Annotated in this window: 28 protein-coding genes and 1 pseudogene; 24 read left to right on the top strand and 5 right to left on the bottom strand. The window is 63.5% G+C overall.

Annotated features, from left to right (window positions below):
• Positions 1-29: 29 nt before the first annotated feature.
• The 11 genes from G473_RS0112230 to G473_RS26645 all read left to right on the top strand — a co-directional run bounded on the left by G473_RS0112230 (position 30) and on the right by G473_RS26645 (position 11,234).
• On the top strand, positions 30-818 hold the full coding sequence (locus G473_RS0112230) for an SDR family NAD(P)-dependent oxidoreductase (RefSeq protein WP_029013328.1): 789 nt from the start codon (positions 30-32) through the stop codon (positions 816-818).
• A gap of 80 nt (positions 819-898) precedes the next feature.
• Positions 899-1,900: an NADP-dependent oxidoreductase gene (locus tag G473_RS0112225; RefSeq protein ID WP_029013327.1), complete on the top strand. Its 1,002-nt coding sequence runs from the start codon at positions 899-901 to the stop codon at positions 1,898-1,900.
• 52 nt (positions 1,901-1,952) lie between these two features.
• Complete coding sequence (locus G473_RS0112220) at positions 1,953-2,768, top strand: oxidoreductase (protein ID WP_029013326.1); 816 nt, start codon at positions 1,953-1,955, stop codon at positions 2,766-2,768.
• Between the two features lie 135 nt (positions 2,769-2,903).
• Positions 2,904-4,058, top strand: a complete 1,155-nt coding sequence (locus tag G473_RS31205; protein ID WP_425411574.1) for a type IV secretory system conjugative DNA transfer family protein — start codon at positions 2,904-2,906, stop codon at positions 4,056-4,058.
• A complete protein-coding gene (locus G473_RS31200) occupies positions 3,959-4,927 on the top strand; it encodes a type IV secretory system conjugative DNA transfer family protein (protein WP_425411576.1) in 969 nt (322 codons plus the stop codon). The genes G473_RS31205 and G473_RS31200 overlap by 100 nt, the downstream gene beginning before the upstream one ends.
• A gap of 190 nt (positions 4,928-5,117) precedes the next feature.
• Complete coding sequence (locus G473_RS0112210) at positions 5,118-5,642, top strand: sigma-70 family RNA polymerase sigma factor (protein ID WP_035706819.1); 525 nt, start codon at positions 5,118-5,120, stop codon at positions 5,640-5,642.
• A complete protein-coding gene (locus G473_RS26655) occupies positions 5,578-6,606 on the top strand; it encodes a FecR domain-containing protein (RefSeq protein WP_084438037.1) in 1,029 nt (342 codons plus the stop codon). Before G473_RS0112210 ends, G473_RS26655 begins: the two co-directional genes overlap by 65 nt.
• A 77-nt stretch (positions 6,607-6,683) precedes the next feature.
• Positions 6,684-9,116: a TonB-dependent siderophore receptor gene (locus tag G473_RS0112200; RefSeq protein ID WP_161630979.1), complete on the top strand. Its 2,433-nt coding sequence runs from the start codon at positions 6,684-6,686 to the stop codon at positions 9,114-9,116.
• A 20-nt stretch (positions 9,117-9,136) separates the two neighbouring features.
• The gene (locus G473_RS0112195; protein ID WP_029013323.1) at positions 9,137-9,430 is read left to right on the top strand and encodes a hypothetical protein; all 294 of its coding nucleotides are present in this window, start codon (positions 9,137-9,139) and stop codon (positions 9,428-9,430) included.
• Positions 9,427-10,935, top strand: coding sequence for a PepSY-associated TM helix domain-containing protein (locus G473_RS26650; RefSeq protein WP_051330203.1), 1,509 nt, complete (start codon positions 9,427-9,429; stop codon positions 10,933-10,935). Before G473_RS0112195 ends, G473_RS26650 begins: the two co-directional genes overlap by 4 nt.
• On the top strand, positions 10,932-11,234 hold the full coding sequence (locus tag G473_RS26645; RefSeq protein WP_035706813.1) for a DUF3325 family protein: 303 nt from the start codon (positions 10,932-10,934) through the stop codon (positions 11,232-11,234). The genes G473_RS26650 and G473_RS26645 overlap by 4 nt, the downstream gene beginning before the upstream one ends.
• A 44-nt stretch (positions 11,235-11,278) precedes the next feature.
• Here the strand turns inward: G473_RS26645 and G473_RS0112180 are convergent, their stop codons facing one another.
• Positions 11,279-11,566 carry an HU family DNA-binding protein gene (locus G473_RS0112180; RefSeq protein WP_051330202.1) on the bottom strand — a complete coding sequence of 96 codons (288 nt, stop codon included), beginning with the start codon at positions 11,564-11,566 and terminating at the stop codon, positions 11,279-11,281.
• 210 nt (positions 11,567-11,776) lie between these two features.
• Here G473_RS0112180 and G473_RS0112175 point away from each other — a divergent pair, with 210 nt between their 5' ends.
• The 13 genes from G473_RS0112175 to G473_RS0112120 are packed head-to-tail and all read left to right on the top strand — an operon-like array spanning position 11,777 to position 21,659.
• Positions 11,777-12,175, top strand: coding sequence for a ribbon-helix-helix domain-containing protein (locus G473_RS0112175; protein ID WP_029013321.1), 399 nt, complete (start codon positions 11,777-11,779; stop codon positions 12,173-12,175).
• The gene (gene trbB / locus G473_RS0112170) at positions 12,172-13,140 is read left to right on the top strand and encodes a P-type conjugative transfer ATPase TrbB (RefSeq protein WP_029013320.1); all 969 of its coding nucleotides are present in this window, start codon (positions 12,172-12,174) and stop codon (positions 13,138-13,140) included. The genes G473_RS0112175 and trbB overlap by 4 nt, the downstream gene beginning before the upstream one ends.
• 14 nt (positions 13,141-13,154) lie before the next feature.
• Entirely contained in the window at positions 13,155-13,478 is a 324-nt protein-coding gene (locus G473_RS0112165; protein ID WP_029013319.1) for a TrbC/VirB2 family type IV secretion system protein, read from the top strand.
• On the top strand, positions 13,475-13,738 hold the full coding sequence (locus G473_RS0112160) for a VirB3 family type IV secretion system protein (protein ID WP_029013318.1): 264 nt from the start codon (positions 13,475-13,477) through the stop codon (positions 13,736-13,738). The genes G473_RS0112165 and G473_RS0112160 overlap by 4 nt, the downstream gene beginning before the upstream one ends.
• Positions 13,732-16,158, top strand: coding sequence for a conjugal transfer protein TrbE (trbE, locus tag G473_RS0112155; RefSeq protein ID WP_029013317.1), 2,427 nt, complete (start codon positions 13,732-13,734; stop codon positions 16,156-16,158). Before G473_RS0112160 ends, trbE begins: the two co-directional genes overlap by 7 nt.
• The gene (gene trbJ / locus G473_RS0112150; RefSeq protein WP_029013316.1) at positions 16,155-16,850 is read left to right on the top strand and encodes a P-type conjugative transfer protein TrbJ; all 696 of its coding nucleotides are present in this window, start codon (positions 16,155-16,157) and stop codon (positions 16,848-16,850) included. Before trbE ends, trbJ begins: the two co-directional genes overlap by 4 nt.
• A gap of 11 nt (positions 16,851-16,861) precedes the next feature.
• Positions 16,862-18,172 (top strand): P-type conjugative transfer protein TrbL, encoded by a 1,311-nt coding sequence (trbL, locus tag G473_RS0112145; protein ID WP_029013315.1) that lies wholly within the window; start codon positions 16,862-16,864, stop codon positions 18,170-18,172.
• 2 nt (positions 18,173-18,174) lie between these two features.
• Positions 18,175-18,882: a conjugal transfer protein TrbF gene (gene trbF, locus G473_RS0112140; RefSeq protein ID WP_035706810.1), complete on the top strand. Its 708-nt coding sequence runs from the start codon at positions 18,175-18,177 to the stop codon at positions 18,880-18,882.
• On the top strand, positions 18,879-19,154 hold the full coding sequence (locus tag G473_RS31195) for a hypothetical protein (RefSeq protein WP_154667382.1): 276 nt from the start codon (positions 18,879-18,881) through the stop codon (positions 19,152-19,154). Before trbF ends, G473_RS31195 begins: the two co-directional genes overlap by 4 nt.
• Before the next feature lie 29 nt (positions 19,155-19,183).
• Positions 19,184-19,858, top strand: coding sequence for a P-type conjugative transfer protein TrbG (gene trbG / locus G473_RS26640; RefSeq protein WP_084438033.1), 675 nt, complete (start codon positions 19,184-19,186; stop codon positions 19,856-19,858).
• Complete coding sequence (locus G473_RS0112130) at positions 19,855-21,039, top strand: TraB/TrbI/VirB10 family type IV secretion system protein (protein ID WP_029013313.1); 1,185 nt, start codon at positions 19,855-19,857, stop codon at positions 21,037-21,039. Before trbG ends, G473_RS0112130 begins: the two co-directional genes overlap by 4 nt.
• Positions 21,040-21,041: 2 nt before the next feature.
• Entirely contained in the window at positions 21,042-21,338 is a 297-nt protein-coding gene (locus G473_RS0112125) for a DUF2274 domain-containing protein (protein ID WP_029013312.1), read from the top strand.
• Between the two features lie 3 nt (positions 21,339-21,341).
• Entirely contained in the window at positions 21,342-21,659 is a 318-nt protein-coding gene (locus G473_RS0112120; RefSeq protein WP_029013311.1) for a DUF736 domain-containing protein, read from the top strand.
• Between the two features lie 66 nt (positions 21,660-21,725).
• Here G473_RS0112120 and G473_RS30765 read toward each other — a convergent pair.
• The 4 genes and pseudogenes from G473_RS30765 to G473_RS30345 all read right to left on the bottom strand — a co-directional run.
• Positions 21,726-21,893 (bottom strand): annotated as a pseudogene (locus tag G473_RS30765) (SDR family NAD(P)-dependent oxidoreductase); the annotation flags it as partial.
• A gap of 272 nt (positions 21,894-22,165) precedes the next feature.
• Positions 22,166-23,644 carry a PepSY-associated TM helix domain-containing protein gene (locus G473_RS0112115; RefSeq protein ID WP_029013310.1) on the bottom strand — a complete coding sequence of 493 codons (1,479 nt, stop codon included), beginning with the start codon at positions 23,642-23,644 and terminating at the stop codon, positions 22,166-22,168.
• Complete coding sequence (locus tag G473_RS0112110) at positions 23,641-23,838, bottom strand: hypothetical protein (RefSeq protein ID WP_029013309.1); 198 nt, start codon at positions 23,836-23,838, stop codon at positions 23,641-23,643. Before G473_RS0112110 ends, G473_RS0112115 begins: the two co-directional genes overlap by 4 nt.
• On the bottom strand, positions 23,838-24,011 hold the full coding sequence (locus G473_RS30345; protein WP_154667380.1) for a hypothetical protein: 174 nt from the start codon (positions 24,009-24,011) through the stop codon (positions 23,838-23,840). The genes G473_RS0112110 and G473_RS30345 overlap by 1 nt, the downstream gene beginning before the upstream one ends.

The following is a 24,011-nucleotide window of genomic DNA, read 5'->3' as shown; positions in this document are numbered from 1 at the left end:
TAGGCATCAACAAGGCAGAGAGCAATCCCATGGCTGTCCTTCCCTCCGTATTGGTTACTGGGGCCTCCACTGGCATCGGTGCCACTTATGCCGACCGCTTCGCGCGTCGCGGCCATGATCTTGTGCTGGTCGCGCGGGACCGCAAGCGTATGGAGGCACTGGCCGCGCGCCTGCGTCAGGAGACCGGGGTGGCGGTCGATATTATCCAGGCTGATCTGACGCAGGCGGCCGAGTTGGCTGTGGTGGAAACACGGCTGCGTGACGATGCTCGCATTGGCATCCTGGTCAACAATGCCGGCACGGCCCTGGGCGGCAGTTTTATTGAGCAGTCCACGGATGATGTTGCGCGGCTTGCCAATCTCAACAGCACGGCCCTGCTGCGGCTCACAAGCGCCGCTGCTCCCCGGTTCGCCCAGGCTGGCGATGGGGCAATCATCAATATCAGCTCGGTGGTTGGGTTAGCCCCAGAATTCGGCACCGCCGTATATTGTGCGACCAAGGCATTTGTGTTGTTCCTGTCGCAGGGGCTCAATCTGGAACTGGGGCCGAAGGGCGTCTATGTCCAGGCCGTCCTTCCCGCTGCAACGCGCACTGAGATTTGGGGGCATGCTGGTGTGGATGTCGACACCGTTCCCGGATTGATGGAAGTTGGCGAACTGGTCGATGCGGCACTGGTCGGCTTCGACCGCCGCGAGGCTGTCACGATCCCGCCGTTGCCCGATGTGGAACAGTGGAACGCCTTTCAGGCTGCCCGTCAGGCCATTCTTCCGAACGTGGGTCAGGAGCATGCGGCCGCACGCTACCGGCAGGCCGTCTGACTCTGTGCGCCAACATTTCTCGGCCGAATGGCTTCTGTGACCCGGCAGGTCGCTAACAATCATCTGAAGAGCGGATCATCATGAAGGCCTTCATCGTCGATAAGTACAAGAAGGGACGCGCCCTTCGCCTGGGCGAGATGCCGGACCCCTTGCTGACGGATACGGATGTCCTGGTCCAGATCCATGCGGCCGGGCTCAACCCCCTGGATGCGAAAATCCGCGATGGGGTCTTCAAGCCTCTGCTCCCCTATCGGCCGCCATTCATCCTGGGACATGACATGGCAGGGGTCGTCACCCGTGTCGGGCCCAAGGTCCGCGGGTTCAAGGTCGGAGATACGGTCTTTGCCCGCCCGCGCGACGGCCGTGTCGGGACCCTGGCAGAAGCGATCGCTATTCACGAGGCTGATCTTGCCTTGAAGCCGAAGAATCTGAGCATGGCTGAAGCCGCCGCCATTCCCCTGGTGGGGCTGACGGCCTGGCAGGCATTGGTCGAGCAGGCCAAGCTGCAGAAGGGCCAGAAAATCCTCATCCATGCCGGTTCGGGCGGTGTCGGGACGTTCGCCATCCAGTTGGCCAAGCATCTGGGCGCGACCGTTGCTACGACGACGAGCACGACCAATGTCGACCTCGTCAAAAGCCTCGGCGCTGATGTCGTGATCGACTACAAGAAACAGGATTTCTCCAAGGTCCTGTCAGGATACGATGTCGTCTTGAACAGCCTGGAAGGCGACACCCCGGAAAAGTCCCTGGACGTGTTGAAGCAAGGCGGAAAGCTGATTTCCATCTCCGGTCCGCCAGACCCCGAATTTGCCCGCCAGCAAGGGCTGAATGGGGTGCTGCGTCTGCTTATGCGCCTGCTGAGTTTCAATATTCGGCGGAAAGCCAGAGGCCGGGGGATCCACTATTCCTTCTTGTTCATGCGGGCCGATGGCGGGCAGGTGGCGCAGATCACATCGCTGATCGAAGCCGGGATCATCCGCCCTGTCATGGATCAGGTTTTCCCATTCGAGGCGACCAATGAAGCCTTGGCATATGTCGAAACGGGGCGATCAAAGGGCAAGGTCGTCGTCGCCCTGTGTTGACGAAGGCGACGCACCTACTCCACTTCATGCTCGGTAAACCGGAGTGACAGCCATGCACGCATATTCCCCCAAAACGGCGCTCGTGACGGGTGCCTCCTCCGGTATCGGGCGGGCCACCGCCGAGGCCTTGTCGCGGGCGGGCTTCACCGTCTTTGGCACCAGCCGTAGGCCGGGCGGTGGCAGCCCGAGCCAGTTCACGATGCTCGCCTGCGATGTGACGGAGGATGCCTCTGTGGCTGCCCTCGTTTCAGAGGTCCTCGCCCGCACCGGGCGCATCGATGTTCTCGTCAATAATGCCGGCCTGGGCCTGTTCGGTGGAGCGGAGGAATCTTCGGCCGGGCAGGTTCAGCGCCTGTTCGACGTTAATCTGTTTGGTGTCGTCCGGGTCATCAACGCCGTGATGCCGTCGATGCGGGTGCAAGGGCACGGTCGCATCATCAACCTCAGCAGCGCACTTGGGATCGTGCCAGCGCCCTATTCGGCCCATTATGCCGCCAGCAAATTCGCGCTTGAGGGCTATTCTGAGTCGTTGGATCACGAAGTCCGCGCCTTCAATGTCCGCGTCTCATTGATTGAGCCCGGCACAGTCAAAGGCAATTTCGATCAGAACGCGCTGGACCCTGACACGAGGATGGTTGAGTACGATGATGCCCGCGCCTGGGTGCATGGCTTCTTCAAGAAGGCGCTGTTGACGGCGGTGACACCGGAACAGGTTGCCAATGCCGTACTGCTGGCTGCTACGGCTCCGCGCCAGCAATTGCGCTATCCCGTCGGCAAGGTTGCAAAGCAGGTCAGTCTGCTGCGGCGCCTCATGCCCGCTCGGCTGTTTGATAAGACCTTGCGCCAGGAATTCGGTCTGCCGGGCTGATGTTTGCGTTTCGGACCAGCAGCCCGAACTTGTTCCCTCGGCACCCGGCGGGAAAGGTCGTACATAAGGGACATAGCCTGTTCGTCATCTAACTTTCACCCTCCGTTGACCGCCTTGTCGTCCACGGAGGCCCCCATGACCCCCACCAAATTGCTGATCGGCCAGGTCCTGGTCGTCTTCGCCATCGTGATCCTGGGCGTCTGGGCGGCGACGCAATGGGCGGCCGCCATGCTGGGCTATCAGGCACAGCTTGGCCCTCCTTGGATCGTTATCGCCGGCTGGCCCATCTACCGGCCTTGGCAGCTCTTTCACTGGTGGTATTGGTACGAGGCCTATGCCCCGCATGTCTTCGACAAGGCCGGCATGCTGGCCGGGGCCAGTGGTTTCATGGGCTGTGCTGCTGCCATCATCGGATCGCTGTGGCGCGCCCGGCAGACGCGGATGGTTACGACCTATGGCTCCTCGCGCTGGGCGACCCGCCGGGAGGTGGAGGGGGCGGGGCTGTTTCGACCGGCGGGGGTCTTTCTGGGGCGGTTGGGTGGCCGGTACCTGCGGCACGATGGTCCAGAGCATGTCATGGCCTTTGCCCCCACCCGGTCGGGCAAGGGCGTGGGGCTGGTGATGCCGACGCTGCTATCCTGGACGGGATCGGCCGTGATCCATGACATCAAGGGCGAGAACTGGCAGCTGACGGCGGGGTGGCGAGCGCGCTTCTCGCATAGCCTGCTGTTCAACCCCACCGACCCGCGCTCGGCCCGCTACAACCCGCTGCTGGAGGTGCGCAAGGGGCCGGACGAGGTCCGCGATGTGCAGAACATCGCCGATATCCTGGTCGACCCTGAGGGGGCGCTTGAGCGCCGGAACCATTGGGAGAAAACCTCCCACAGCCTGCTGGTGGGTGCCATCCTGCATGTGCTGTATGCCGAGGAGGAGAAGACCCTGGCCCGCGTGGCCACCTTCCTGTCAGACCCCCGGCGCAGCTTTGCCCACACCCTGCGCCGGATGATGGCGACCAACCATCTGGGTACACCCGACAAGCCCATCGTCCATCCCGTTGTCGCGTCGGCGGCGCGGGAGGTGCTGAACAAGTCGGAGAATGAGCGGTCGGGTGTGCTGTCTACCGCCATGTCGTTCCTGGCCTTTATCGTGATCCGACCGTGGCGGCGACGACGGCGGCCTGTGACTGGCGGATTGCCGATCTGGTGGATGCGCCGCGGCCCGTGTCGCTGTATCTGGTCATTCCGCCCTCCGACATTTCCCGCACCAAGCCGCTGGTGCGCCTGGTGCTGAACCAGATTGGGCGGCGTCTGACGGAGCGGCTGGAGGGTGACCCCGGCAAGCGGCGGCGGCACCAGTTGCTGATGATGCTGGATGAGTTTCCGGCCTTGGGTCGGCTGGACTTCTTTGAAACGGCACTGGCCTTCATGGCGGGCTATGGCATCCGTGCTTATCTGATTGCCCAGAGCCTGAACCAGATCTCCAAGGCCTATGGCGAGAACAATGCCATCCTGGATAATTGCCATGTCCGCATCGCCTTCAGCAGCAATGATGAGCGCACGGCCAAACGCATCTCGGACGCGCTGGGCACGGCGACGGAATTGCGGGCGCAACGCAACTATGCCGGCCACCGGCTGGCCCCCTGGCTGTCCAATGTCATGGTCAGCCGACAGGAAACCGCCCGCCCCCTGCTGACGCCGGGCGAGGTGATGCAACTGCCGCCGACCGATCAGCTGGTGCTGGTGTCTGGCCTGTCCCCGATCCGCGCCCGCAAGCTGCGCTATTACGAGGATCGGAACTTTACAGAACGGGTGTTGCAGGCTCCAACCCTGTCGGATGGCCCCTATGCTGACTGTCCTCCGGCCCGATCCGACGGTTGGGGTGGACAGGTGCGCGGCATGGATCAGCGGCTTGCCGAGGATGACGACGACCCGGAGTTGGATGAACTGACCGAGGGTGGTCTACAGCAGCAGCGTCATCCAGGGTTACCGGAGGAGGGAACGACCAAACAGGTCGACCCTGACGGTGCCGACCTGTTCGGGGCTGCCGATGACGAGACGGATGTGGCGGCCGATAAACGCGCCATAGACCGGTTATCAAGTGTTGCCCGCGCCCATGCAATCAATGAGGGCTCGCGCGACGATCTGCTGCCTAGTTTTTGACTGGGCGGGCACCACTATCAGTTATCCATCAACCCGCTGATCTGATCCGGTTCAAGCGATAACGCCCTCCGCCTTCGGTAGATACGCATTGCGTTGTATGCATTTGAAAATCATTATCACTATCTATGTATTAGCTTTATAAGCTGGCTTGGTCGTTGGGTGCGTTTTCGGGCGGTGAATAGGGGGCGGTGTGCAGGCGTCGGCGGCAGGGGTGGACATTGGGTGTCTTTATGCCTCACATGCGGCTTGGCTTAATGCTTGGCTGCGTCGGCATATCCGTTGTCCGCAACGTGCGGCCGACCTGACGCAGGATACGTTCTGCCGGTTGCTGGAACGGTCGGATTGCCGGACGCTGGTGACACCCCGCACCTATCTGGCGACCATCGCGCGCCACCTGATCATTGATGATGCGCGGCGCGCCAAAATCGAGAATGCGTTTCTGGCGGCGCATGCGGCTTTGATGGATGGTGTCAGCCATCCCGGACCCGACCAGATTGCCGAGGCTGTAAACGCATTGCTGGCCGTGACGCGCGCCTTGGATGCGCTGCCCGACCATATCCGCCGCGCCTATCTGCTTTCCCGTCTGGAAGGATGGAGCCATGGGGAGATCGCGGCAGAGCTGGGCGTATCGAAAAGCATGGTGAAACAGTATGTCGCCAAGGCATACGCCCGTTGTTATGCTGCATCCTATGGACCCTCTGAAAATCCAGGCTGACACCGCAGCAGAGCCGACCGTCCAGGTCGTGGAACGTGCGGCGGCGTGGATGGCCCACCTTGAATCCGATGATGCGGATGAGAAGGACCATGCCGATTTCCGGCGTTGGTGCGCTGAGCATCCTTCGCATGCGCTTGCCATACAAAGGATGGGGGGGCTGAGCCGCCGAACAGAGATTGAGCGTGAAACATTGCGCCTTCTGTTCACACGCCCATCCACCCGGCGATGCAATGGTGCCGTTGGTCTGGTCCTCTTCGCGTTGCTGATGACCGGGGGCGGCTGGTTCCTGCGTCAGCTTCCGGCGGTTCAGGTTCGTTTCGCCGATGAGCGCGCGCCGATCGGCGAGATCCGTTCGGTGGTTCTGCCCGATGGCAGCCGGATGGTACTGGCCAGCAATAGCGCTGCCGATATCGACATGGGATCGGGCCGGCGGAATGTCCGGCTGCTGCGTGGCGACCTTCTGGCGGATGTAGCGAAAGGACAGGCAACGCGCTTCCGGGTGGAAACAGCCGATGGCGTGGCTGAGGCGCTGGGCACCAGCTTCACGGTGCGCAAGGATGAGCGCGCGACCTTGGTCACCGTCGTCTCGTCACAGGTTCGTGTCTGTCCCAACGTGGACGGTAATGGGCTGGGCTGCGAGACCCTGTCCCCCGGCGAGAGGGTGCGGTTGGCGGATGGCATCGTCACGCGACTGCCCGCGATCGTCCCTGCGGATGCGACGGCCTGGGTCGAAGGGTGGCTGCCGGCGAATGGAAAGCCGTTGGTCGAGGTGCTGGACGAGTTGAACCGCTGGCGGGAAAGCCCCATCCGCTTTGACCGGGCGGCGCTGCGGGACTTACGTGTATCAGGCATCTTCCCGTTGCGCGACAGCGACAGCGTGCTGGCCAATCTTGTCCGCGCGCAGCCCATCATCATCGACGCAGCCAACACGCGATCACCCACGATCAGCCGCAAGCCGAAATAATTACTGTCGCCGCACTGTCCCGTCGACCCTCTCGTTCGTCCCCCTTGATGAGAGTGGATTTGCAGGGGGAGTTTTTCGTGAACAGGAAATATGTCGTCGCGGCGATGGGCGCGCTGCTGGCAACGGCGTCGATGATGGTGCAGGCACCGGCTTTCGCACAGTCGGCGGCGGGCGCCCGTGATTATGATATCCCGGCCGGCCCGCTGGGGTCAGCGTTGAACCAGTTGGGCCGCATCATGGGGATCGCAATCTCCTATGATCAGGCCATGGTCGGGGGGAAAGTGACACAGGGCCTGCGCGGATCGTACAGCAATGAACAGGCGCTGGGGATTCTGCTGCGGGGTACCGCCTTGCGCGCCATGCCGGACGGGGCTGGGGGTTTTGTGGTTGCGGCGATGCCGGGGGAGGCTAAACCGTCGCCCGCCGCCACACCGGCCCGGTCGGCGCGCGGCCTTGAGAAGGATGCCGGCACGGCGGCGGCGGTGGAGGAGATCGTCGTCTCCGGCTATCGCGCCACCCAGCAACGCAGCGCCAGCAAGACGGCGTTGGCCCTGAAGGACACGCCGCAATCGGTTTCCGTCGCCACTGCCGACATGATCGCCGACCGTGGCGCGCAGTCGCTGGCTGAGGCGATGTATTTCATTCCCAATGTCGTGGTTTTCAACCAGGGCGCGACGGGCGGGGCTGGCGGTGGCGGCACCAGTCTGGGCGTCGAGTATAATGTTCGTGGCATCTATGAAAGTGGGCAGTTCAGCTATCGCCGCGTCAACGGTCTGCGAACCCATAATCGTGCAACGATCGATCTTGCTGCCTTGGAACGGGTGGAGGTGGTGCGCGGGCCGGCGACGATGTTCGGTGGTGCGGTGCCACCCGGCGGCATCATCAACCTGATCCCCAAAAGGGCCTCGAAGGAGTTCGAAGGTTTCGCCACCCTTCGCGTTGGCAGCTATGATGCCCGCGTTCTGGAAGCTGACATCGGTGGTGCGCTGACCGAAGACGGCACTGTGCGCGCCCGGGTCAGCGGCAAATATGTTGATGAGGGTTCCTGGATTGACTATCGCGACAGCAAGCTGTGGGTGGGCACGCTGGCTGTTGGTGCCGATTTGACCCCAACCACCACGATTGATCTTACCGGCAGTTTTCAGCGTCGGGAGTTCGTGGAGGGCGGGGCTTTTTCAGTCGGTGATGATGGCTGGGTTCCCGATATTCCGAGGTCGCGCTTCGTCGGCATTCCGACAACGCCAGCGGACGGGGAACTGGGCTGGGTTAACGTTGAGTTGCGCCAGGAATTGGCACCGGACTGGATGCTGACCGCAAGGGGTCGGTATGAGGACGGGTTCAATGCGCAGCGTGCCACGGAGTTCAACGGCTATATTGATCGCAATGCCGGGCTCGCCAGCGTGAACAAGCTGAACCGGCGCTATTCCTTCGATACCGTGGCGGTGGATGCCTTTGTGTCCGGCAGTATTCCCTTGTTCGGCCAGATGACGGATCTGCTGCTGGGTGCCGATCAATTCGAAAACAGTGAATCCGTTGCTGGCGGTCGCACCAGCAACGTCGCACAACTCAACATTTACAATCCCGACTATAATGTGGATATAGGGCCGTTTGCTGGCAATCTTGCGAAAATTCTGGAGCGGAGCCCTGGGGGAACGGGCATTTATGGCCAGATGATCCTGCGCCCTGACGATCGCTTCGCGCTGCATCTGGGTGGGCGGTATGATTGGTCACGGCTGGATATTTCGCGCCCCGGCACCCCAACGCAGAAATCCAGGGACGAAGCATTTACCGGGCGGGCCTCTGTCACCTGGAAGCTGGATGACCAACTAACCGCCTACACCACCTATAACGAATCCTTCATCCCGTCGAGCGGCACGACGCGGGAAGGTGATCTGGTGAAGCCTGAAACGGGTCACCAGGTCGAAGCTGGCCTGAAGGCATCACTGTTCCAGGACCGGCTGAGCGCCTCTATCGCGGTCTACCGCATGGTCCGCCAGAATGTGGCCAATCGCGATCCCCGTAACGGCACCGGTGAATCCTTTGTCATCGCCACGGGTGAACAGGTCCATAAGGGCATTGAGCTGGAAGTCACGGGACAGCCGATACAAGGTCTGCAGATCGTCGCCTCCCTGGCCTACCAGGATGCGCTGGTGACCCGCAACAATGACGGCGTGCAGGGCACGGTCCCCTATGATGCCCAGGAATTCACCGGCGCCCTGCTGGCAACCTATGAATTGCAGTCCGGGCCGCTGAAAGGCTTCGGCTTCGGTGGCAGCGTGCGGGATCTCGGCAAATATTATCCCTACACCGTGCCGCAGAACCTGCTGGCCTATAACCCGCCGCCCATTGTCGATGCCCAGCTATTCTATCGTGGGTTGGAGAACTGGGACGTTCGTCTGAATATCTTCAACGTGACTGATGAACGCTATCTGAGTGCCGTAAGCATTTATGGTGCCAGCACGTTCGGTCGGCCGCGTTCGGCCATGCTGTCGGTCACGCGGCATTTCTGATGGTGACGATGGTTCCCGGAATGCGTATCGCCGCGCGTGTTCTGGCGGCGGTCGCGGGTGCCTATGCGGTAACGGCGGGCACGGCGGCGATGGTCGCCGTGCTGCTGGTCGCCGCCATCGGCCTGTCACGTTCCGATGCCCTGATCGTCGGCAGCAGCATCGGCTATCTGCTGTTCACCTTCCTGATGCTGTGGTGCTTTGCCGAACGGCGCTTATCACTGGTCTGGCTGGTGCTGCTGGTTGCGGCACTGGTCACCCACGCCGCCGCGATGCTGATGGAACCGTCGCTGCCGCTGACGGGAGGCAAGCCATGAGCCCGCCCGGCCTGCCGGACCATCCGGGGGATTTGCGCCTGGCGCTGAACTGGTTTCACACCTGGTTCGGCCTGTTTCTCGGCGGATTGCTGTTCGTCATTTTCTGGATGGGCACTCTGGCCGTGTTCGACCGGGAGATTGACCGCTGGATGATGCCAGCAACCCGCCTGTCCACGCCACCGCCAGTATCGGCCGACGCGTTGCTGCCCGCTCTTGGGGACCATGCCAGAACGGCGCGGAGCTGGCGGATGATCCTGCCCGACAGCCGCACACCGGTGGCGGAGGTCCAGATCAGGCCTGCCTCCGGGGACTTTATCCGCCATTTCGTTGATCCCGCGACACTGCGGATCGTGCCAGAGCCGGGGACGTTCGGGGGTACACGCTTCTTTTATCCCTATCATTTCCGGCTCAATGTCGGGGCAACGGGGCTGTGGCTCTGTGCCTTCGCGGCAGTGGTGATGATGGCGCTGTGCATCTCCGGCATCATCATCCACCGGCGCATTTTCGCGGATTTCTTCACGCTGCGCATCCTGCGCAAGCCGCTTCGCACGGTTTTGGATCTGCACAACCTGTCAGGCGTGCTGACACTGCCCTTCCTGCTGGTGATCTCCTTCACCGGTGTGGCCATCTTCACCTTTGCCTATCTGCCGACGGCACAAGCTATCCTGTTCGACCGAGACCCGGCAGCAACGGCCGCCGGCTACTTCTCCCGCCCACCAGCGGGCCGGCCGGGTGGCCCCCTGGTATCGCTGGAATTGTTGCGGGACAAAGCGGCAGTGCATTGGGCCGGCGAGCGGCCGAAATATGTCCAGCTCATCCATCCGGGTGATGCCAACGCCTATGTGGAAATCCGGCGCCCCAGTGCCGGCACTGTGTCCTACAGCACGGAGGTTATCTGGTACGACGCAGCCAGTGGCGAGTTCCTGGTGGCTTCGCCCGTCACCGCCACGCGCCGTTTCTATGATTTCATCTATGGCATTCATCTGGTGCAGTTCGACCATTGGCCGCTGCGCTGGCTCTACTTCCTGTCCGGCCTTGCCGGCTGTCTGCTGATTGCCACCGGCCTGCTGTTCTGGGTGCAATCACGGCGTAAGCAGCACGAGAAGCTGGGGCTACATGGTGTGCGTGTGGCAGAGGCGGCTTCAGTGGCTGTCACCACCGGTCTGTTGATCGCGAGCCTGGGTTTCCTCATTGCCAACCGGCTTCTCCCCGTCGGACTGGAGGGGCGTGCAGCGATGGAGGTCTGGATATTCCATGGGGTTTGGGCGGCGGCCTTCCTTCATGCCGGTATCCGGGGGCGTGTCGCGTGGCGGGAACAGGCCTGGATGATCGCCGCCGGCAGCCTGATCGCCGTGCTGCTGAACGCGGTTACGACGGGCCAAGGTCTGCCGTTTTCGTTGATGGGTGGGTTCTGGCCCGTGCTTGGGGTTGACCTTTTCCTGCTGGCCAGCGCCGCCGTCGCGGCTTTGTCGGCGAATGCCTTGCGGAAAGGGCGGACAGGATGATGATGGGATTGCTGCTGGTGGTGACGGTGAGCATCGCCACGCCGGCCTTCCTGCTGCTGGCGGCGAGCCAGCAGCAGCATTGGCCGCTCTTGCGCCTTTTCCCCCTTGCCCAACCGCCGACCGGGTTGCGCTTGGCAGCATGGTTATTGCTGTGCCTGTCCTTGGCATCCACGATCCTGCGCGATGGGATCAGCTTCGGTCTCGTGCTTTGGGTGATGCTGCTGCCGGTTGCCGCGTCACTGGTTGTCGGCTTCCTTGCCATACGCGCAGGCAAGGTCAGGCCCCACACAAACAGCTGAACCGGGATGGGCGATGCCCGCCAGGTGCGGCATCGCCAGCAGGATCAGCCGTTCAGCACATCTTTCAGCGCCTTGGCCGGCGAGAACTTGGCCTTGGTCTGGGCGGCGATGGTGGTCGGTGCCCCCGTCTGCGGGTTGCGGCCCTGACGCTCCGGCACCTGCTGGGCCGTGAACTTGCCAAAGCCAGCCAGATTGACCTCCTTGCCATCCTTCAGGCCGGTGGCAATGGCCACCAGGATACGCTCCACAGCTTCTTTGCCGCTGACCTTGGAGCTGCCCGTGACCTCAGCCACGATGGCGGCCAGGTCGTCCTTGCTGATCTTTTCCGTCATATCTCAATCCGTTCTGCATTGCAGGCACCGACAGAGTGCCCGATTTCCAAGCCTTTACCCTGAATGATCGGCGTCTGACCAGTTACCTAGATGGACAGGGGGACAGCCGGCTCTGGTGCAGATCGCGCAAGGGCGTAGGTAACGGCCATAAGAGATTCCGCCGCTCTGTCCCACGCTTGGCACCAACATTTCCGCTGTTGGAGCCGGGCCATGAAACCCCGCCATCACCTCTATCTCGATGACGAATTGTCGACCCAATTGGAGACCCTGGCCGCCAAGCCGGGTACGACCAAATCCGCCATCGTCGCCGATGCGCTGCGCCAATACCTGACCCGGCGAGGGGCCAATGGCATCGAGGAGGCCTTGCGCATCCGGCTGGACCGGCAGGCCCGACAGTTGGAGCGGATCGAACGGGATGTGCAGGTGCTGCTGGAAAGCCTGGCGCTGTATGTCCGCTACCAACTGACCGTTACGGCCCCGGTTCCTGAACCTGACCGGGCCGCCCATGCCGTGGGCAAGGAGCGGTTTCAGAAATTCATTGATCAGGTGGGCCGCCAGATGGCCGCCCCTACCCGCACCCTGTCCGCCAGCCGGGAGGGCACAGCATGAGCCCCAGGCGCGAGGCGGATGAACGCCGCCATTCCATGCTGCGCACAGCCCTGGGGCCGGATATCGCCGCTGCCCTGGATGATCCGGCCATCAACGAGGTCATGGTCAATCCCGACGGGATGCTGCGGCTGGAACGGGCCGGGCAGGGGATTGCCGCTACCGGTATGCAGGTGCCGCCCGAGGAGGTGGAAAGGCTGATCCGGCTGGTCGCGTCCCATGTCGGTGCCGAAACCCATGCCGACCGGCCCATTCTATCGGCGGAGCTGCCAACGGGCGAGCGGTTCGAGGGGTTGCTGCCGCCGGTGGTGACCGCCCCCTGCTTTGTCATCCGCAAACCGGCGGCGCGCATCCTGACCCTGGCCGACTATGTTGCCGACGGCATTCTGTCGCCCTTGCAGGCCGATGCCCTGCGTCGGGCCGTGCGGGCGCGCCGTAACATTCTGGTGGCAGGCGGCACCGCATCCGGCAAGACCACGCTGACCAACGCGCTGCTGGCAGAATTGGCCGAGAGCACTGAACGGCTGGTGCTGATCGAAGATACGCGCGAGCTGCAATGTGCCGCCCCGGACTGCGTGGCGCTGCGCACGCGACCGGGCGTGGTCAGCCTGCGTGATCTGGTGCGGTCTACCCTGCGGCTGCGACCCGACCGGATCATCGTCGGAGAGGTCCGGGGCGGGGAAGCGCTGGACCTGCTCAAAGCCTGGAACACCGGCCATCCCGGTGGCATCGCCACCCTGCATGCCAATTCCGCCCAGGCCGCCCTCTACCGGTTGGAACAACTGGCGCAGGAGGCGGTCGTGACCGTGCCCCGCCGCCTGATCGCTGAGGCGGTGGACCTGATCGTCCATATCCAATCCCGTGGCGGACAGCGCCGGGTGGATGCCATCGCCCGCACCGATGGGCTCGACGCCCATGGCGATTACCGGATCGTCACCCTGGGTCCGGCCGACCTTCAACAGCTCTGACAGGAGAGATCATCATGCGACAGTTCCGCGTGTCCCATCTGCGTTCCCTGGTCTTTGCCGGCATGGCCATGCTGCTCGTGGCACCTGTCCACGCTGCTGGATCGGGCATGCCCTGGGAGGATCCCCTCCAGCGCATCCTGGATTCCGTCCAGGGCCCGGTTGCCAAGATCGTGGCGGTGATCATCATCATCACCACGGGCCTGACTCTGGCTTTCGGGGAAACGTCCGGCGGTTTCCGGCGGATGATCCAGATCGTCTTCGGGCTATCGGTGGCGTTTGCCGCCTCCAGCTTCTTCCTGTCCTTCTTCTCCTTTGGCGGCGGGGCGCTGCTGCCATGAAGGACCTGCCCGAAGGTTTTACCGTGCCGTTGCACCGCGCGCTGACCGATCCGATCCGGCTGGGCGGTGCCCCGCGCGCGCTGGCCATCCTCAACGGCACCATCGCCGCCGCCATCGGTCTGGGGCTTCAGCAATGGCTGGCGGGCCTGTTGTTGGCCCTGGGCGGGCATAGCTTGGCCGTACTGGTCAGCCGCCGTGATCCCCACATCGCCGCCATCCTGGCCCGCCATCTGCGTCAAGCGGGAGGCTGGTCATGCTGAACCTGCGCGAATACCGCCCCCGGCCTGACCGGCTGGCCGATCATCTGCCCTGGGCGGCCTTGGTCGCCCCCGGCACCGTGCTGAACAAGGATGGCAGCTTTCAGCGCACCCTGCGCTATCGCGGGCCGGACCTGGATTCCGCCACCGAGGCAGAACTGGTCGCGCTGTCGGCGCGCACCAACAATGCCCTGCGACGGCTGGGGTCGGACTGGGCGTTGTTCTTTGAGGCCGAACGGGTGCCGGCGTTAGACTATCCCGACGGTACCTTTCCTGATGCCGCGTCTTGGCTGGTCGATCAGGAACGCCGGGCCGGGTTTGAACGGGCGGGCAGCCACTATGAGAGCGTCTACCACCTGACCGTCCTCTATCTGCCGCCACCCGACACTCAAGCCCGCGCCAGCAATGCTTTGCTGGATGGGGGCAATTCGTCTGTCGGGCGGCGCAACTGGCGGCGGGAGCTGGATCAGTTCCAGCAGGAATTCTTCCGGCTGGCGGGGCTGCTGCAAACCATCCTGCCCGAGCAGCATGATCTGGATGATACCGAGACTCTGACCTACCTGCATGGCTGTATTTCCACCCGGCGGCATCCTGTCGGTGTGCCGGACTTAGCGCTCTATCTCGACGGGCTGCTGGTGGACACGCCCCTGTTGGGTGGGATTGAACCGATGTTGGGCGACCGGCATCTGCGGGTCCTGTCGGTGCTGGGATTTCCCAACCAGACAAGCCCTGGCCTGCTGGATGGGCTGAACCATCTGGATTTTCCCTATCGCTGGGTCACGCGCTGGATCCCGCTGGACAAGGAGCAGGCGACCCGCAGTCTGAACCGGTTGCGCCGCCACTGGTTTGCCAAGCGCAAATCCATTGGTGCCCTGTTGCGCGAGGTGATGACCAACGAACCATCGACCCTGTTGGACAGTGATGCCGACAATAAGGCGTTGGATGTTGATGAGGCGCTGCAATCCCTTGGTGCCGACCATGTCGCCTATGGCCACCTGACCACCAGTGTCACGGTCTGGGATACCGACCCGCAGGTGGCGGACGACAAGCTGGCCGCTGTCGAGCGGGTGCTGACGGGGCTTGGCTTTACTGTCATTCCAGAGCGGATCAACGCCGTGGAGGCCTGGTTGGGCAGCCTGCCTGGCCATGTCTATGCCAATGTCCGCCAGCCGCTGGTTCACAGCCTGAACCTTGTCCATCTGATGCCGCTGTCGGCGACCTGGGCAGGGCCTGCGCGCAATGGGCACCTGGATGGCCCGCCTTTGTTCCAGGCCGAGACCAGCGGGGCGACACCGTTCCGCTTTTCCACCCATGTCGGCGATGTCGGCCACATGCTGGTGGTGGGGCCGACAGGCGCGGGCAAATCGGTGCTGCTGGCGCTGATGGCCATGCAGTTCCGCCGCTATCCCGATGCCCAGGTCTATATCTTCGACAAGGGCAACTCTGCCCGTGCCGCCACCCTGGCGATGGGCGGTCGCCACCATGCGCTGGGCCAGACGGGCGACCTGTCCTTCCAGCCACTGCGCCGCATTGATGACCCCGACCAACGGGCCTGGGCTGCCGATTGGATTATCGGTCTGCTGGACCATGAGCAGGTCGCGGTGTCGCCGGAGATCAAGGACCTCGTCTGGTCAGCGCTGAACAGTCTGGCCGGGGCACCCCCGGAACAGCGCACGCTGACTGGGCTGTCCCTGCTGCTGCAATCCAACCCGCTGAAAGCCGCGCTCCAGCCCTACACGCTGGAGGGGCCGCACGGTGCTTTGCTGGACGCCGCATTGGACGGGTTGGACTTGGCCGCCGTGCAGTGTTTCGAGATGGAGGCGCTGCTGCACCGGACAGGGGCCGTGCTGCCGGTCCTGACCTATCTTTTCCATCGGCTGGAGGAACGCTTCACGGGCGCGCCCACCCTGCTGATGCTGGATGAGGCCTGGGTCTATCTCGACAATCCCGCCTTTGCGGCCCGCATCCGGGAATGGCTGAAGGTCCTGCGCAAGCGGAACGTGGCGGTGCTGTTCGCCACCCAGTCCCTGGCCGACATCGCTGGGAGCAGCATTGCCCCGGCCCTGATCGAAAGCTGCCCGCAGCGCATCTTCCTGCCCAATGACCGCGCCATCGAACCGCAGGCCAGGGCCGTCTATGCGGCCTTTGGGCTGAATGATCGCCAGATCGGCCTGATCGCCCAGGCCACGCCCAAGCGGGACTATTACCTGCAATCCAGGCGCGGCAACCGAATTTTCCAACTGGGCCTTGGTCCCGTGGCCAAGGCCTTCTGCGCGGCCTCCGATCCCGCATCGCAGGCGCTGATCGACAAGGTTCTGGCCGAGGCGGGACCGGGTGGCTTTGCCGGTCCTTGGCTGCGTGCCGCGGGCCTGGATTGGGCGGCCGACCTTCTCCACCGAATCCCTGAGGAGACCCAACCATGAGCGCCAAGCTGTTCGCGGCCCTGGTGGCCGTTGTCCTGATCATCGGTAAGGTGGACGCCTTCACCGTCTATGACCCGGCCAACCATGCCCAGAATGTGCTCCAGGCCGCCCGTGCCCTGGAGCAGATCAACAACCAGATCCGCACCCTGCAAAATCAGGCCACCATGTTGCAGAACATGGCGCGGCAGCTTCAGCGGCTGGACTATTCGTCGCTGGGTCAGATCACCAGCGCCTTGAACCGCATCGACGCGCTGATGATCCAGGCTGACAGTATCGGCTTTGACCTTGCCCGGAGTGATGCCGCCTGGCAGCGCACCTACCCCGGTACTTACCGCGATGCCGATGCCGCCAGCCTGGACCAGCAGGCCGACATCCAATGGCAGAGCACCAGGGCCGCCTATCAGCAGACCATACGGGTTCAGTCTGGCATTGTGACCGCGATCCAGGCCGATGCGCCGTTACTGGCCGACCTGGTCAACCGCAGCCAGGGGGCTGACGGCAGTTTGCAGGCCCAGCAGGCGGGTAACCAGCTTTTGGCCCTGTCCATCAAGCAGCAGATGCAGCTGCAAAGCCTGATGGCCGCCCAATACCGCGCTGATGCCGAAACCCAGGCTGCCATTGCCGAGGCCAATGCCATGGCGCGGGAACGCACCCGGCAGTTCCTGGGCGATGGCCGCGCTTATAGCCGCTGAGGACAACCACCATGGGCGACCTCGGCATCATTGACCGTTTCACCGAAACCTTCATCCGCTACATTGACAGCGGCTTTGGGCTGCTGTCGGGCGATGTCGCCTATCTGACAGCCGCCCTGATCACCATCGACATGGTGCTGGCCGGATTGTTCTGGGCGATGGATAGCCATCACGACGTGATGCCGCGCCTGATCCGTAAGGTGCTTTATGTCGGCTTCTTTGCGCTGGTGTTGGGTAATTTCCAGGCGCTGTCAGAGGCTGTTTACAGCTCCTTTGCGCAGCTTGGGTTGCGCGCGGGGAATTCCGGTCTGTCGGCCAGTGACCTGTTGCATCCGGGACAGTTGGCGGCTGTGGGGTTTGAGGCGGCCCATCCGCTGCTCAAGCAGGCGGAGACCATGATCGGGTTTCCCAAGATTTTTGGAAACGCGCTGCATCTCACCATTCTGGTATTGGCCTGGTTCTTTGTGGTGATCGCGTTCTTCATCCTGGCAGTGCAGCTCTTCATCACGTTGGTCGAATTCAAGCTGACCTCGCTGGCCGGGTTCGTGCTGGTGCCCTTTGCCCTGTGGAGCAAGACCGCCTTCCTGGCCGAGCGGGTGCTGGGCCATGTCATCTCCTCAGGCATCAAGATTATGGTGCTGGCCGTGATTGTTGGTATCGGTTCCAGCTTCTTTCGGGAATTCACTGAGGCACTGTCCGGAAAGACGCCGTCGATTGCCGATGCCATGACGATGGTGCTGGCAGCTCTGGCGCTGCTGGGGCTGGGCATCTTTGGCCCCGGCATCGCCGCTGGGCTGGTGTCCGGCGCACCGCAGCTGGGTGCAGGTGCTGCACTTGGGACCGCCGGGGCCGCCGCCGGAACGGTTTTGCTGGCGGGCGGTGCCGCTGTCGCCGGTGCTCGACTGGCCGGTGGTGCCGGTCTTTCCGCCGTCCGCGCTGGTGCCAGCCTGGGTGGTGCTGCTACCGGTGCCTATCAATCCGCCCAGGCCGCTGGACAGTCTGGCGTGGGCGGTATGGCCCGTGCCGCCGGCGAGGCCACCCTGCGCAAGGCCAAGGTTGCCGGCCACCGCATGACCGAACCATTTCGCGAGGCTTATCAGTCCGGTCGCCAATCCACCCATCCCGACCCTTCACCTGACAAAGGCGGGGAGGGGGTAGGTGCCGCATCGCCCGCTTCCACCGACAACGCCCCGGCTTGGGCGCGCAAGCTCCGCGCCGAGCAGGCCGTGCGCGCCCGCCGCCACAGCACCGAACAGGCCATCAAAGATGGGGACCGGTCCGGCGGCAGCGCTGCCCCGTCCCTCGATCAGAAGGATGACTGACCATGTTCAAGCGCACCCTGCAACGTTACGGCACCACGCCGGAGCCCGTGACGCCTTACCAGAAGGCAGCCCAGCTCTGGGATGAGCGGATTGGCAGCGCCCGCGTCCAGGCCCGGAACTGGCGGCTGATGGCTTTCGGGTGCTTGGGGCTGGCCGTTGGGCTGGCGGGCATCGTGGCCTGGCAATCGGGCCAAAGCCGGATCATTCCCTATGTGGTGGAGATCGACCGGCTGGGCGAGGCCCGTGCCGCGGCACCAGCAACCAGCGCCTATCAGCCCACCGACGCCCAGGTCGCCTATTACCTGGGGCGCTTCATCAGCAATGTTCGGTCGCTCTCTACCGATCCGGTGCTGGTCCGACAGAACTGGCTGGCCGCCTATGATTTCGTGGCCGACCGTGCCGCCCTGTTCCTCAACGAACAGGCCAAGATCAACGATCCCTTCAGCCGAATCGGCACCAACAGCGTCACTGTGCAGGTGACCAGCATCGTTCGCGCGTCCGATCAATCCTTCCAGGTCAAATGGACCGAACAGCATTTCGAGCGCGGCAGTCTGGTCCGCACCGACCGCTGGACCTCAATCCTGGCGGTCAGCCTGCGGCCCCCCGGCACGCCGGAAGCCCTGGCCCGCAACCCCTTGGGCGTCACCATCACCGCCATTGACTGGTCGCGGGAGTTCGACACCCAACCATCCCCGAGGAACACGCCATGACCAAGCTGATCCTGCCGGTCCTGATGGCCGGGATACTCTCCGCTTGTGCTGGTCAACCCAAGAAGCCGCCCGTCATCGCCTATGACAGCAGTAATTTCCAGGCTGCAACGGTTGAACCCGAGGCCCCGTTGCCGGTTCAGATTGTTGAGAAGCCCGTCCCCTTGCCGCTGCCCGGTCAATTGCAGCCGCTTCCATCCGCGCCGACCGTTGTAACGCCCGACAATCGCCCCCGACCCAGCGCGTCACGGACGCTAACAAGGCGGCCACGCTAGAACCCACGCGCAGCGGCTATCTCAACGCCATGCAGGTCTATCCCTATACCGAGGGGGCTCTGTACCGTCTCTATGCCGCCCCGGAACGGGTGACCGACATCGCCCTCCAACCGGGCGAAGCCTTGATTGCCGTTTCCGCTGGCGACACGGTCCGCTGGATCATCGGCGACACCAGCAGTGGGGCAGGGGAGGCCAGCCGTGTGCATGTGCTGGTGAAACCGGTTGCGGCCAGCCTCACCACCAACCTTGTCATCACCACCGACCGACGCGCCTATCATCTGCTGCTGGAAAGCACGCCGCAGACTGCCATGGCCTCGCTGTCCTGGACCTATCCGCAGGACCAGTTGCTGGCCCTGCAACGCCGCAACAGTCAGGCAGCGGCAACGCAACCGGTTGCCACCGGCCTGTCCTTGGAAAACCTGCACTTCCGTTACGCCATCACCGGTGACAATCCGCCTTGGCGTCCGCAGCGGGTTTTTGACGATGGGGCCAAGGTCTACATCGAGTTCCCCAGCCGCCTGGACCAGGGCGAAGCCCCACCCCTGTTTGTCATCGGCCCGCAGGGTGAGGCACAGTTGGTGAACTACCGTGTGCGCGGACGGCACTACATCGTGGACAGGCTGTTCGCCGCCGCGGAATTACGCCTGGGCAGCGAGCCGCAGCAGCTGGTGCGGATCGAACGCACGGATAGGAGGCCCTCATGACCACGGCCCCTCCCGACACCAAGCAACCACCCGAGAAACTGGAGTTGCGGGCGGCTCCTCGTCGGGCATTGCGCCTGCGACGTGGGGTGATCATCGGCGGCATCGGCATCGCCGCCGGTGCCGTCCTCACTCTGATCTTCCTGTCCCTCCAGCATCAGGCCCGCAAGCCCGACCAAAATCCGGAACTGGCTCAGCCGGCCAAACCACCAGCACCGGAAGCACTGGCCGGACTGCCCACCGACTACAGCCAGGTCAAACCTGACACGCCGCTGCTGGGGCCACCGCTGCCGGGCGATCTTGGTCGGCCGATCCTGGAGCACCAGCGGCACCGCGGTGCGGGAACGGAATGGCCGCCCATGGAACCGACACATCAACCAACCCCGGAACAGGTTCAGGCGAGCCAGGCCCGACAATCCGGTCTGTTCTTCCGCACCGAACCGAAATCGGCGCCACGCGCGCCGGCAAGTCTGAATCCTATCTCGCCATCCAGAGCCTTAGCCGCCATAGATCCGACCTCCACCGCTGAACCGGACGCTCAGCAGCGCAAGCTGGACTTCCTGGCCCACCGCGATACGCACAGCGTCTACAACCCCTATGCCGAGCAGCGACCGGCATCTCCCAACCAGATCATGGCCGGCAGCATCATCGCTGCGGCCCTGGTAACGGGCCTGAATTCCGACCTGCCGGGCTCCGTCGTGGCGCAGGTGACGGAGAATGTCCATGACAGTGTCACCGGACAGATACTGCTCATCCCCCAGGGCTCCCGTCTCATCGGCACCTATGACAGCCGGGTCAGCTTCGGGCAGGAGCGTGCCCTGCTGGTCTGGCAGCGCCTTATCCGCCCCGACGGCTCCTCCCTGCAACTGGACAACCTGCCGGCCAGCGACACCGAGGGCCGGTCGGGCCTGTCGGACGATGTGGATTCCCATACCGGTCGTCTGCTGAAGGGGATCGCCATGGCCACCCTGCTAGGTGTCAGCACGGAACTGACCTTCGGGCAGCAGGAAAGCGAACTGGTCCGTGCCGTCCGGGAATCCGTGCAGCAGAACGTCGACCGCGCCAGCCAGCGCCTCGTCGAACGCAACCTCGACATCCAGCCAACCCTGACCGTCCGCCCCGGCTGGCCGCTGCGCGTCATCGTCCGGCGCGACGCGACCCTCTCTCCCTATCGCGGAGGCTGACCATGCTGAAGTTGTCCAAACTCCCCGACCGCACGCCCATGAAGCTGACCGTGACGTTGAGCCCGGATCAGCACCAACGTTTGCTCTCCTATGCGGCCCTCTACCAAGTTACCTATGGCACGGCTGAACCGGTCGCCGACCTGATCCCTTATATGTTGGATGCTTTCCTGGACAGTGATCGCGCCTATGCGAAGGCCAGGAAGGAAGAATTGCCCGCTATCGAGGAACATGCACGCCAGCAGGGGCGTCGCAGGGCCGATGCCGAAGCCACCCACTCAACCGGCGACAAGGAGACCTGAGCCATGAGTACCATCGGTCATTTCAAGCTGGCCAAGGATGGCGGCTGGAAGGGCATCATCAGGACCCTGACCGTCAACGCCAAAGTTCGGCTCGTTCCCAATGATAACCGTGACCAGGAGAATGCGCCGGCTTACCGCCTGCTGATCGGTTATGACCGTATCGGTGACGCCTGGGAGGCGGAGACCACGGGTGATGAACCCCGCTCCTATCTTCGGGTGCGTTTTGATGATCCGGCTCTGTCGGAGCCGATCAGCGCCGCCTTGTTCCTCGATGTAGATGGAGCATCGGCAAAGCTCGTCTGGAATCGCTACCGACAATAGCCAGCGCCGGTCTTGTCGTGGCTGTTGCGGGGCCGGACACATCCTGGGTTTCAAAACGACATCCGCGCCTTCTGCACCCAGCTTGTCAGCCAGGGTCTGACCCGACACCGTATCCAGATCGGTCATCATGACTGCTGCACCGTCACGCACCAGACGGCATACAATCGCTTCCCCGATGCCGCGCGCTGCCCCTGTGACTATCGCGACCTTTCCTGACAAACTTTGGCAATGCATCCTCCCTGCTCGGATTTTTGACTTTCCGGCAGGGCATGTAAGCGGCGATTTTATCGGCTGTTTTGACAAAAGACGACAAACTACGGGTGGATGACCACGAGAGCACGTTTGGTCCCCGACAATCGCGAACCGTGTGCTTTCGGTGCTCATCCTGATCGCACAACCCCGCCGGTACGCCGATGTCGGCGCTTTCATACCAAATGGTGGTCATGATTGCTGTCGGCAATGGATCGCGATGACAGCGAAGCAAATTCTTGTCCGGCTGGCTGGATTTATCCGGCTTGGTGGTGGACACCCTTTCTTCCCGTCGGCCGGCCAGGATCGAGGTCGGCAGCCGCCGGGGAAGCGCGCCATGGCAGCAGCAGCCAGAATGCCATGCCCAGCAGGCTGGCATCGGTGAGCAGAACCGGGGCCCAGGCGGCCCCTGTCCAGGGCAGCAGCCAATGCCGCCCGGCAATCAGCAGCATATAGGCCGCCGCCAGACCCCAGGCCCAGGCGGGGTGGCGCAGCCATCCCGCCCACCTTGTGAGATTGAGCGCGACAAGGATCAGGGTGGCACAGGCCATCAGCAGCCAGGGTGTGCAGCCGGCAACCAGATTGCCGGCCAGCAGCAGCAGGGGCAGAACCCCATAAAGCTGGTTGTTGGCCCGATAGAGGCGACGGGACACGCTGTCCACCCCGTCACCGGCCTGGCGCAGCCACAGCAATTTCATGCCGCTGTCGATCGACCACAGACATAACAGGCTGAGCAGGATATAGGCTACCAGCACTGCGGTACTGTCGAAGCGGGCATAATGGATGGGACGCAGCGCGCTTTCCAACGCCCCCCAGATGCCACCGGAGGGGGCCGTCTGAATCAGCCGGACGGAACCGGCGGCCAGATCGCAGAGGGCGCGCACACTGCCCCCGCCTTCGCCCCACCATTGCAGGCTGCGCAGGCGCAGAAGCCTGACCTCTACCCGGTCGCCGCTCCGGTTGATCGCGGCAAAGCGTGTGTCTGGTGCGGCGGCCAGGGCATCGCTGACGCAGCGATCCAACCTTGTCAGTTCCAGTGACCGGGTGCCGGTCGGTCTCTCCGGCACCTCCACGGCCACGCCCAGCGCCTGAACGACCGGCGGTATGGCGATCTTCAACCCGAGAATGGCCCCTGTCAGGGCCATGAGCAGCAGGAACGGCGTCAGCCAGAGCCCAACGCGCTTGTGGCTTTCGCTGAGGTCCAGCAACGGTGAATTGCGTCGCCAGCGCCAGGCATCGCGGATCTGCTTGCCATGGATAAACAGGCCTGTGCCCACCAGAATGGTGATCAGCGCCCCCGCCAGTCCCATGGCCAGCCGCCCCCAGGGTTTGGGTAGCAGCAGATCCGTATGGATGCGACGGAACAGCCCATCGGCAGCCAGGTTGTTCCACGGTTCCCGCAGCCCGGTTGCCGGATTGACCATCAGGACCTGTGGCGCCCCGCCGTCGGGAACGGGGCCGGCATAGACATGGAAGGGCCGGAGCGGCGTCGGGGCCAATAAATTCCAGCTCTCCCCCAAAGTGCCGCCTTGCAGGGTGAAGTCCAGCACCGCGGACGGGGAAGACGCGGGATTGTCGAATGCCGCCGCGACATCCGCCCGCAACCAGGGGCGTGCCAGATCAGCATAGACCGACAGGATGCCGGTCCAGATCGACCACGAAATCAGCAACAGGAATACCAGGCTGATGGCCCCATGCATGGCCAGCAGCCGCTTGGCGATTTCCTTTCGGGTCATCGATCCTTTTCCTTCGCCATTTGCCACAAGGCGGCGAACAGCAGCACTATCCAGCCCAGATTGGCGGTGATCAGCACGGCAAAGCCCAGCGCGACCCCCCGCAGGCCCGCCGTCCGCCCCAGCAGGGCGGCAAGCGCGATACAGACGGGCAGGCCCACCACCAGGGTCAGCAAGGTGACGATCAGCGTGCGCATTAGCGCCGGCTCCCGCGATATAGCCAGCTCAGCAGCGTGCCACCGATGCCCAGCAGGAAGAGCGCCATGACGATGCCGGGACCGGGGCCCAGCCGGGCAATGGCAACACTACCTGACGCCAGTTCGAACAGGGCCAGCAGGCCCCAGGCCCGTGCCTGATCACGCGCCATCAT

It is taken from the genome of Niveispirillum irakense DSM 11586, from assembly GCF_000429645.1.
Lineage (GTDB): Bacteria > Pseudomonadota > Alphaproteobacteria > Azospirillales > Azospirillaceae > Niveispirillum > Niveispirillum irakense.
The sequence above is the reverse complement of the archived record's forward strand: the minus strand, read 5'-3'. Positions and strand labels throughout refer to the sequence as shown.